This is a genomic window from Mesorhizobium sp., assembly GCF_004962925.1.
Classification (GTDB): domain Bacteria; phylum Pseudomonadota; class Alphaproteobacteria; order Rhizobiales; family Rhizobiaceae; genus Mesorhizobium.
Window position 1 is genome coordinate 1 of sequence record NZ_SUEO01000221.1, and the last position, 10,528, is coordinate 10,528.

Below are 10,528 nucleotides of genomic sequence, written 5' to 3' on the forward strand. Positions count from 1 at the left end.
TTGACAGGGCCATCATTGCCGATGCGATTAGAAGTCGTTTCATCATCTCCTTTTTTCAGGAAGCTTCAGCAGTCGGATTCGGGTCCGGTTCTTCTGCCATCTTCTTATCCTTGCATAAGACTTGAGCGCTGGGCCCATTTCCTCACCACGTGGAAGGTAATTTACTGTGTTGGGAAATTCGAAAGTCACTCCTCCATATGGAAATCCGCTCTTTCAATAAGTCGAGCCCGAATCTTCGCCGGCATCCTTCGCGATTATCATCGATTTGCTTCTTCCTTCGTGAGAATCGGAGGTGGCATAACGTCTTAGATCGGACCGAACAGAACGGGCGATCTCTTGATCGACATAGCTGACTTACCCAGCCAACCACGTAACTTACATTCCCTCCACGGCCCTCCGCGCGGTAAGTTCAGTCAGCCCTCCCCGGTCCTCACCGAAAGCCGGAAGACATGAGAATTGCTCAGGTCGTGCCCCTAGACGAATCGGTCCCGCCGCGCCTCACTATCGACGATGCGGTCGCCGCCATTAAACGGCCCGGTTCGCTCGACCGGCGCCAGGTAAGGCGCAGGTTCGAGGAGCGCTTTAACGCGTCCCGCATGGTCGATGACTACGAGGCGATCTACGCCTCGGCTGCTGCAGACATATACGAACCCAAAGACGTCCCGCGGAACGTCGCGATCGCGGGACGTAGTAATCCCCACAGCGAAATTGCCCCCTAAAGCGGGAGAAGCAGCATGAAAATCAGTAGACGATCGATCGTACGACAAGCGCTGGCGTGCGGCTTTGCCGTGGTCATCCTTGCGATCGCGCCCACAGCGCTTCTCGCACAGAGCGGGAAGCCGAAGATGGCAACTGAGATTCCCCAGGAGATCACGACACCTGACTCGGTTGAAACGCGGCTTGGAACGCTGAAATTCTTTGACGGAATGCCGGATGAGGCCACCGTCGAGAAGGTCTACGACAACCTCGACTTCATGCGGGGCGTCGAAGTGTTCCTGAACGCCATGCCGGGAGCATCGCTCTACGCGGTGCGCAAGGGGCTGCACAGCATTGGCGTCGACAATCAAACCGTCGCCGTCTTCGAAACGCTGATGGATTCGAAGTCGCTCTATCTGACGGCGAACACGGAGACCGTCTATCTGTTCGGGTGGATCGACCTGAAGAACGGGCCGATGGTGATCGAGACGCCACCCAACATTCTCGCCTTTGTGGATGATTTCTGGTTCCACTACGTCACTGACATGGGCAATGCCGGTCCGGACAAGGGCAAGGGTGGCAAGTTCCTGATCGTGCCACCGGGCTATAAAGGCGAAATCCCCGAGGGCTACTTCGTCGCCCACTCGCCGACGTTCGGCAATTGGCTTTTTGCGCGCGGTTTTCTGGTGGACGGTGACACGAAACCGGCCACGGAGAATTTCAACAAGCTTTGGCGGCAATACCCGCTGGCTGACGCCGTCAATCCGCCCGAGACGAAATTCGTCAATGCCTCCGGCAAGGCGTTCAACACCATCCACGCGAACAACATCCGATTCTATGACGAGATCAACACTATCGTTCAAGAGGAGCCCAACGAGGCCCTCGACCCGGAGACACTCGGCCTGCTGGCCTCAATCGGGATAGAAAAGGGCAAGCGGTTCGCGCCGGATGAGCGAATGACGAAAATCCTCGCTGAAGCGGCGGCGGTGGGCAACGCCACCGCACGGTCAATCCTGGCGGCCAACCGGGACAAGGCTTTCTATCTCTACCCGAACAGCTATTGGGAGGTAGGCTTCCTTGGCGGCAGCCATGAGTTCCTTATGGGCGGCGCGCGAAATCTCGATGCGCGCACGCGCATGTTCTATTATGCGACCGGCATCACGCCGGCCATGGCGATGAAGATGGTGGGGGTGGGGTCGCAATACGCGGCAAATTTCCGCGACTCGCAGGGCGATTACCTCGACGGCGGCAAGACCTACAAGCTCAACATTCCAGCCAACCCGCCGGTGAAAACCTTCTGGTCGATCGTCGTCTATGATGGCCAGACGCGATCCATGCTGCAAACAGATCAACAGTTCCCAAGCATAGGAAGCCAGAGCAAGGGTCTCCAAGCGAACCCCGACGGATCGGTGGACCTCTATTTCGGACCGACGGCACCTGCCGGAAAGGAGAGCAATTGGGTCCAGACCGTATCAGGAAAAAGCTGGAACACGCTGCTGCGCCTCTATGGCCCGCTGGAGCCATGGTTCGACAAGAGCTGGAAGCCGGGGGACTTCGAAGAGGTCGTCAACTGAACCGCGCCTCGAACCCTGCACTGTAACAAGAACTGCCTTCGCTGGAGGAAATGCCATGAGGATAATGACCGTATTTGTCGCCTTTGCTGCGCTGTTCACATCGACCGCACTCTCGCAGGAGTTGCCGACCACCGGCGTGATCGACTCACGGCTCGGCAAGCTGGAGGTCATCAACGGCTTCCCGTCGGATGAAACGGTGACGAAGCTGTTCGACGACATGGATTTCCAGCGGGCCACGCAGGCCTATCTCTGGGCGCTCCCCTATGTCGCGATGGCGGAATGGCAGCGGCAGCAGCGCGAAATCTTCGGTGCGGGCGAACTCGACTACGTCGACTACCTCGATTTCAAGGACAAGCTCGGGATCCTTACAGCCAATGCAACAACCCCCTACACGATGGCCTTTCCCGATCTGGCGAAGACCGGGCCACTTGTGTTCGAGATCCCACCGGGTCCAATCGCCGGCGGAATTCTTGACTTCTGGCAGCGGCCGCTGAGTGACACCGGCCAGACCGGGCCGGAGAAGGGCAAGGGCGGAAAATTCCTCGTCCTTGGTCCCAATGATCCGGACCTGAACCCGGAAGGCTATTTCGTGCTGCGGTCGCCGACGAACAATGTCTGGTCGGGCCAACGTGGCCTCGACCCCGATGCCTCCAAGGCCAAGGCGCTCGTCGCGCAGTTGCGTATCTATCCATATGCAGAACGCGACAAACTGCCCGAAATCGGCCCGTAGGGTCGGATCGTTCCGACGCTCCTTCGCGTTGGGTGAAAGCCCCAAGGAGGAACCACTATGTCAGACGACAAACACGAACGCATTCGGCTCAAACGTCGCCTGATTCCAGTGGCGCTCGTGCAGACCGTGCGTTTGGCCTTCTCGTTCCCAGATTTCATATGCGCGGCGTACCAGCTCCCGCGCAGACCCAAAGCCGAAGGAAGAAAGGCAAGCGCGCCGTTGGTCAATCGGATGTGGAGGCAGCGGAAGCGCTGGCAATGAGAACAGGCATCACCGGCGACCAAGCTCAAGACCTCATCGACCGCCTCGGCGACGATCCGCTGGCACTCGATGCGGCGGCGCGGAGTCTTAGGGCATCCGAAAGCTAACCGCTGTCGGACCTTCCGAACCGACAGGGCATCTCTCTCATCTAGCAACATCAGTAAATGTCCATTATCCCGCCAAGTGGACACCATCTTCGTGTGACGTTCGCCCAACCGAAAGACGCCTCAGGCCGGACGCTTACCGTTCAATGGCCCTCTCGTCCCCTCGAACGGAATGCCGAGATCGGGGCCTGCGCCAGTTCGACCACAAGCCCCTTCTCGGTGAAGAGCAAGCTGCCCGCGTTTTAACTACTAAACCGCGATCGATGCGCCAGCCTGGCAGCGCTATTCCGGCAGCCCCGCCTTTCGCAAACCTTCTGAAAGCAGAGCCATATCGGCCGCACGCTGCCTGATTGCAACGACGTCGGCGAGATCGGAAATTCGTTGGCTAGGATCGAGGGCGAGAATTCGGCTCACCACCTTTTGCGCATCCTCGGTTCGGCCGGCGTGAGCATAGCTTGCAGCCGCAAAGCGCAACGACGGCAAAAAGTCCGGCTTTTCCCGCAACGACCTTTCAGCCCAAGATGATGCCTCCTCAAATCGACCAGCGAAGAGATGAGCCACTGCAACCGCATTCTGCATATCGAACATGAGCGGGTCGACTGGACTCATGCGTATCGCAGTCGCCAGGTGCTGGAGTGAGGTTTCCGTGTCGCCGAGGTCGGCTCTGACCCAGCCGCTGAATAGCCACGCAGTAGCCAGGTTCGGATTGAGCGCAAGCGCGCGATCAATGAACGCTGCCCCGCTATTGTTGTCGCCCACGACGAAGGCGAGCGCGCTCCCGCCGCGTGAGAGCGCAACCGCGTCATCCTTGCCCAAATCCACTGCCTTCAGAGCCAGGCGTTCCGTCTCGGCGGTTTCTTGCTTGCGATCCGTCATCCAACCGTTCGCCTTGCGCATGACGGCACACCAGGCGGCCATGCCGTATGCCGAGGCGAATTCAGGGTCGAGTTCGATGGCTTTGTAAAACAACTGGAAGGCGTTTGCGGTGGATTCCCTGGTCAACTGGTGGAGGCTTGCTATCCCGCGCAGATAGTAGTCGTAAGCGTCAAGGTGCTCGGTCGGCTTGCGCTTGGCCCGCTCGATCTCTGCCTGTTCCAGCTTCGGAGCGATCGCTCCGACGACGCTCCGGGTCACTTCCTCCTGCAGGTCAAAAACATCCTCCAGCCCGCCGTCGAAACGGTCGGCCCATAGATGTGCACCCGTTGTCGCATCGATAAGCTGCCCGGTGATGCGCACCCTGCTCGCCGCCTTGCGCACGCTCCCTTCAAGCACGTAGCGCACACCAAGCTCGCGTCCAACCTGCTTAATGTCCACTGCCCGGCCCTTGTAGGTAAAGCTCGAGTTGCGCGCGATGACGAACAGCCAGCGCGTCCGGGACAGCGCGGTGATGATCTCCTCCACCATGCCGTCAGCGAAGTAGCCCTGCTCGGGGTCGCCACTTAGGTTGTCGAATGGCAAGACCGCGATGGACGGTTTTTCGGGAAGCGTCAGCGTATCCCTTGTCGAGAATGCCGAAGTGGGTTTTGCTCGAGTGACCCGATAGGCGCGCACCGCCTCCACGATGTTGTGGACCTGATGGCTACCGAGGTCGGTGTAGGCATAGTCTAGTTTGCCTTTGACCTGCTCGTAGACGTTGCTCGCGACGCAGACGCCGCCAGGTTCTGCAAGCTTCTCGAGCCGCGCGGCGATGTTCACACCATCACCGTAGATCGTGTCGTCCTCTGCAATCACGTCGCCCAAATTCACGCCCATGCGGAAAATCATGCGCTTGTCTTCGGGCAAACTTGCATTGTGAGCGGCCAATCCCTCCTGGGCTTCGACCGCGCACTGCACCGCGTGGACTGCGCTGGCAAATTCGACAAGAAGGCTGTCGCCAGCGGAACCGACGATGCGTCCGTGCAACTCTGTGATCTTGGGCTCGATCACTTCGGCGCGAAGCCTCTTCAGCTGCGCAAGCGTGCCACCCTCGTCGGCTCCCATGAGGCGGCTGTAGCCGACCACGTCGGCAGCAAGGATTGCGGTGAGGCGTCGCTCCATGCTTGTGTCCTGCCTCTTCGATAGGTCGAAGCTCGGGCAACGAGCGTATTCTAGTCCTACCTCGAATGCGAGCGTGCAGTGCCGGCGCCAGCAGCGATCAACTCACCAGATCCCTTTGGCCGCCTGGACCCGACCCTCGCGCTACTGCCCACCCTGCAGCTCCAACGACCAGCATAAAAGTTATTGAGATAGCCGCCATGTCTTTTGCGAACCAGAGCTCGCTGAGGGCTCACGTCGAAGAAGCATGAACACCGTTGTCCCGGGCAAATTCCTCGATCAGGAAATCAAGAAAGACACGGATTTTCGGGGCAAGATGTTGCCGTGCCGGATAGACCGCATACAGCGTGGTTTCGACCTTTTCCCAGTCATCCAGGGCCGATTGCAGCCGGCCTGCTTTCAGGTCGCTCTCGACATAGGGATAGGGGATCAGGCTGACGCCGAAGCCCGCGCGCAGTGCATCGCGCACGGCAAGGCTCGACGAGACCGAATATCGTCCGCCGATGGCAATCCGCTCGCTGCGGCCGTCCTTGTGGAACTCCCACATGTCCGCATGCCCCGAGAGGCTGAACCGGATGCAGTTGACCAGCTTCAAATCGGAAGGCGTCTTGGGTCGGCCATGCTTCTCAAAATAAGATGGAGCCGCGCAGAGTACATGCGGCATGACCGCAAGCTTTCTCGCGACCAGGCTGGAATCCTCAAGATTGTCGCTGCCGCGAACGGCAAGGTCAAAACCATCCCGGACGATATCGACGCGCCTGTCGTCAAGATGCAGATCGAGTTTCAAATCGGGATAGCGTGATAGAAACTCGGGAATAACAGCCGAAAGCCGCGTTAACGTCACCGTCATCGGCGCGCTGACCCGCAAGGAGCCGCTCGGTGCCGTTTTGATGGGGCGCAGGATCTGGTCCGCCCTGGCCAGCGCATCGAGCCCGTGTGTGATATACTCCAGATAGATTCTGCCTTCCTCGGTCAGGGCCATACGCCGGGTCGTCCGGTTGATGAGCCGCACGCCCAGATGCGCCTCCAACTCGGCGACATTCTTGCTGATCGCGGGAGGAGAGAGACCCAGCCGCCGTCCGGCCTCGGCAAAACTATTCAGTTCCGCCACGTGCCGGAAGACCTGCAAGGCGGTCAGGCGATCCATCAATTATTCTCCCTTAGTAAACAATATCTTTCAAAAATCGCACATTATCCTACTCCAGTAAATTGTTTAGGCTCTTAAGATCAACATCTCAATTTGGAATAGCATGACGATCAATTCTACAATTGCGCTTATCGAACAGCGCGTTTCAGCCAATCTGTTCGAGGACTCGCATATTCTAACGGATGCCGAGATCGCGGAATTGACGCGCCTGGCAACGCGCGCGCCGAGCGCCTACAACCTTCAGAACTGGCGCTTCATCGCGGTGCGGGCGCCTGAAGCAAAGGCACGATTGCGCCGTCTCGCCCATGGCCAAGCCAAGGTGCAAGCCGCGGCGGTGACCTTCATCATATGTGGCGTGCTGCCGGACCACGCTTCTCTCGCCGCAAGGCTGCATCCTTTTGTGGAAGCCGGCTTCATGCCGTCGGACATGGCTTCGGGTTGGCAGGAAGGCGCCCGCGTACAATATGACGATCCACAGACAGCCCGCGATGAAGCCGTGCGCTCAGCAGCTCTTGGCGCTGCAACTCTGATTTTTGCAGCCGAAGCGCTGGGCCTTGTCTCCTGTCCAATAGGTGGTTTCGATACCGACGGCGTTTCGCGTGAGTTTGGCCTCGGCCCGAATGAAGTGCCAGTGATGCTCGTCGCGATCGGTCGCTCCTTGCCCGGAAATTGGCCGCAAAAGCCCCGCCGCCCGCTTACCGAGGTTCTGGAGCTTTCATGAAAACGACTGCTTCCGATCTGCTCCTGACGGCAATTTCGCCGGTGATATGGGGCAGCACCTATATCGTCACCACCCACTTCCTGCTGGGCTTTTCCCCGATGACGGTCGCCATGCTGCGCGCCTTACCTGCCGGCTTGCTGCTGCTGGCGGTCGTTCGGCAGCTCCCAGCGGCATCTGGTGGCTGCGCGGTTTCGCCCTTGGGGCGCTTAACATCTCGATCTTCCTGAGCATGCTCTTCGTTGCGGCTTACCGTCTTCCGGGCGGAGTAGCCGCGACGGTGCTGTCGGTTCAACCGTTGATAGTGGTTTTCCTCGCTTCTGTCTTTCTTGGCAGCCCAGTTCGCCCCTTCTCGGTCCTCGCCGCTCTTGTAGGGATCGGGGGTGTTGCCCTGTTGGTGCTGACCCCTCATGCAGCTCTCGATGTAGTTGGCGTTTTAGCTGGTCTGGCGGGAGCCGCCTCAATGGCATCGGGACGGTATTGAGCCGAAGATGGGAACAGCCCGTATCACCTCTCACGTTCACAGCATGGCAGCTGACTGCCGGCGGTCTCCTCCTTGTCCCGATAGCTCTGGCTTTTGAGCCATCCATCCCACTCCCGACCGGGACCAACCTGCTTGGGTTGGCATGGCTCGGACTGATTGGTGCGGCCATGACTTACGTCCTTTGGTTCCGGGGCGTAGCGAGACTGGAATCCGCAGCGGTGTCATTCTTGCTTTTCCTCAGCCCGGTAAAGGCCGTATTGCTTGGATGGGTGTTCCTCGACCAAACGCTGTCTTGGCCTCAAATCGCCGGCTTCGGCTTTGTCACCTGCAGTATCTGGCTAGCGCAACGCACGACTAGCAGTTCGGCTTAAACCGCAACGTCAACACGGGCTGCGCACACCACACCTAAGAAGGAGACGAGGAATGTCCAGAATGATTTTTGTGAACCTGCCGGTTGCCGATCTGGCGAAGTCGAGGGCATTCTACGAAGCCATCGGTTTCACGAGCAATCCGCAATTTAGTGATGACACGGCGGCCTGCATGGTTGTCTCAGAGAGCATCAACGTGATGCTCCTGACCCATGCGAAATGGCAGACCTTCACGAGCCGACCCATTCCACCAGCGACGTCGAGCGAAGTTATGCTGGCGACTGTCATGTGACAGCCGAGATGCTGTGGACGCCATGAACAAAGTTGCATTGGCCAATGGCGGGACAGCAGACATCAACCTCAAGCAGGACCTTGGCTTCATGTATAACCGCAATTTGGCCGATCCCGACGGTCATGTCTGGGAAGCGATGTGGATGGACATGTCCGGCGCACCTGGCGCTGTATAAAAAGATTTTATCGAAGATGGCCGCGCCAAACCACAATGCCAAGGTCGATGCTTACGCTGAACAGGCTAAAGACTTCGCCAAGCCAATCCTTGCGCACCTGCGCGGCCTCATACACGCGACCTGCCCGGAAGTCGTTGAGGAGGTCAAATGGGGAATTCCCCATTTTGACTACAGGGGCGAAATGATGTGCATCTTCGCGGCTTACAACAAGCACTGCTCTTTCAGCTTCTGGAAGGACTCTCTGATGGCCGATGTGCGGCTCAGGCGGAATACAGAATTGGCCGCCGCGAAGCGCTTCATGGGCAACCTTGCGAGCCTTGGCGACCTGCCCGCCGACTTCGAGCTAATTGCTTGGATAAAGGAAGCGATGTCGCTCAACGACCGCGGCGTGAAAGTCCCGCCGCGAAAGTCTAAAGACCCCAAGGAGGTAGAAATACCTGCCGCTTTCGCTGCGGCGCTCGCTGCCAAGCCCGAGATCAAGACGATTTTCGACAGCAAGTCGGCTTCGTTTCAAAAGGAATATAATATCTGGATCGGCGAGGCTAAAACTGATGGAACGCGCGTCAAGCGGATCGAGGAGTCGCTATCGTGGATAATCGAGGGCAAAGGGCGCTTCTGGAAATATGCCAAATGAATAGCTGCTTTTGCGCAAGGCGACCGTTACTTCGAACGACCGATATCAGGCGCAGAGCTGTCATTCAGAATCTGACGTGTGGGCGTCGCCTTCGGGTCATTAGCGTGAATTCGGGCGAGCGCGAACGAGCTACCGCTTAGGGGCGTGAGCCGATATTCAACCGCGTCGTTCGCCCCACATTTTGACCCAGCGCAAAGCTGCCCCACCACAACCCCTGTAGAACATTGATCGCGGGGGGCCAAGGTGGCGGCTAAAACCGAACTGACCCAACCCTGTGGCGAGGCTACGGCAATGGCTGCCACCATTTGCCCTCTTGGCTCCCAGACTCCGCTGCGCAGCGGTTTTTCGCCCGACCTCACGTGATTCGGCCTCTCATTTCGTCGCGGCCCTCCGGCCAGCCCTTTGCGAGCGTAAGGTCGGACATCGGAACGAAAGGCGGATTCGCGAATTCTACTGCTAGATAATTGGAATCGTCGCCCATGAGGCTAGCGACCCTCCACCTTGAACTGCAAGATTCGGCGACGTATATCGCGCCACAAGGCTTGCGCGGCTGAGGCGGCAAATGGTGAGGCACATCGATCGTACGGACGCCTCGGCGCAGAAAGTCGAGCAAGCGCTGGCTAGGTTGGCCGAAGCAAACGCACTCATGGACCGGCTCGCGCGGCATCAGTAGGGCCATGCTCATGCCCGCCTTCGCATCGGCACGATGTGCGGCGGATTATGCAGGCCGAACATCCACTGCTAACCTTGCTCTCATTAAGCGGTGCAATGCTCATTGTCGTGGGCCTGGTCACGCAATGGCTGTGAGCGCTACCTACGCGTTCAAGCCGATGCCACGTCGTGGCACGGCTTAACTTAATCGTTCGGCGTACGGGCGGGAGAATGGCCATTGACAGCCAACGGTTTTGAAAGGCGCCAAGGGACGGAGCCTAATCGGGTTCCTCCGCTGGGCCTGGGCGGCTCTGCTGCGCTGTTCGGGGTGGGTGCCGTGCTGCTGTTCCTGACAACGCGGGTAGCCGTCCCGGCGTTCGTCTCCGCCACCGGGGCTGAGACTGTGGTGATGTGGTTCTTGGCCGCAAGCATCGTCCTTTTTGGCCCCCTGCTTCTCACGGCTGCTCTGCTGTTGTATCGAGAACGGCGTCCAGGAAGGCTGGGTTCATTGGGCGAGCGGCTGTGGCTTCGCCGGATGAATGGCGGCGACTGGCTCTGGGCTGTTGGAGGGCTGGCGGCCGTCGGCGTGCTGACCGGCGCTATCGGCGCCGCGCTCCGGATGCTGCAAGACGGGAACAATTTTCATCCCTCGTTCATGGC

The 10,528-nt window shown here is 58.9% G+C and carries 9 protein-coding genes and 2 pseudogenes; 8 read left to right on the forward strand and 3 right to left on the reverse strand.

Annotation, left to right across the window (positions count from 1 at the left end):
- Positions 1–449: 449 nt before the first annotated feature.
- The 3 genes from E5W87_RS29610 to E5W87_RS29620 all read left to right on the forward strand — a co-directional run bounded on the left by E5W87_RS29610 (position 450) and on the right by E5W87_RS29620 (position 3,000).
- Complete coding sequence (locus tag E5W87_RS29610) at positions 450–719, forward strand: hypothetical protein (RefSeq protein WP_292405686.1); 270 nt, start codon at positions 450–452, stop codon at positions 717–719.
- 15 nt (positions 720–734) lie between these two features.
- Positions 735–2,270 carry a DUF1254 domain-containing protein gene (locus E5W87_RS29615; protein ID WP_292405690.1) on the forward strand — a complete coding sequence of 512 codons (1,536 nt, stop codon included), beginning with the start codon at positions 735–737 and terminating at the stop codon, positions 2,268–2,270.
- 64 nt (positions 2,271–2,334) lie between these two features.
- Positions 2,335–3,000 (forward strand): DUF1254 domain-containing protein, encoded by a 666-nt coding sequence (locus E5W87_RS29620; protein ID WP_292405692.1) that lies wholly within the window; start codon positions 2,335–2,337, stop codon positions 2,998–3,000.
- Positions 3,001–3,060: 60 nt separating this feature from the next.
- Here E5W87_RS29620 and E5W87_RS29625 read toward each other — a convergent pair whose 3' ends face one another.
- From E5W87_RS29625 to E5W87_RS29635, 3 genes are all read right to left on the reverse strand, one after another.
- Positions 3,061–3,258, reverse strand: coding sequence for a DUF2934 domain-containing protein (locus tag E5W87_RS29625; protein WP_292405695.1), 198 nt, complete (start codon positions 3,256–3,258; stop codon positions 3,061–3,063).
- Positions 3,259–3,647: 389 nt separating this feature from the next.
- Positions 3,648–5,402, reverse strand: coding sequence for a tetratricopeptide repeat protein (locus E5W87_RS29630; protein WP_292405702.1), 1,755 nt, complete (start codon positions 5,400–5,402; stop codon positions 3,648–3,650).
- 229 nt (positions 5,403–5,631) lie between these two features.
- Positions 5,632–6,546 (reverse strand): LysR family transcriptional regulator, encoded by a 915-nt coding sequence (locus E5W87_RS29635; protein ID WP_292405705.1) that lies wholly within the window; start codon positions 6,544–6,546, stop codon positions 5,632–5,634.
- Between the two features lie 103 nt (positions 6,547–6,649).
- Between E5W87_RS29635 and E5W87_RS29640 the strand changes: the two genes are divergently transcribed.
- From E5W87_RS29640 to E5W87_RS29660, 5 genes and pseudogenes are all read left to right on the forward strand, one after another.
- Complete coding sequence (locus E5W87_RS29640) at positions 6,650–7,267, forward strand: nitroreductase family protein (RefSeq protein ID WP_292405708.1); 618 nt, start codon at positions 6,650–6,652, stop codon at positions 7,265–7,267.
- Positions 7,264–8,119, forward strand: a pseudogene (locus tag E5W87_RS29645) (EamA family transporter). Before E5W87_RS29640 ends, E5W87_RS29645 begins: the two are co-directional and overlap by 4 nt.
- Before the next feature lie 52 nt (positions 8,120–8,171).
- Positions 8,172–8,583: pseudogene (locus tag E5W87_RS29650) on the forward strand (VOC family protein).
- A 16-nt stretch (positions 8,584–8,599) separates the two neighbouring features.
- A complete protein-coding gene (locus E5W87_RS29655; protein ID WP_292405711.1) occupies positions 8,600–9,217 on the forward strand; it encodes a YdeI/OmpD-associated family protein in 618 nt (205 codons plus the stop codon).
- Positions 9,218–10,106: 889 nt separating this feature from the next.
- Positions 10,107–10,528 (forward strand): hypothetical protein (locus E5W87_RS29660; RefSeq protein ID WP_292405714.1); only part of this gene is annotated, 422 nt, incomplete at its 3' end.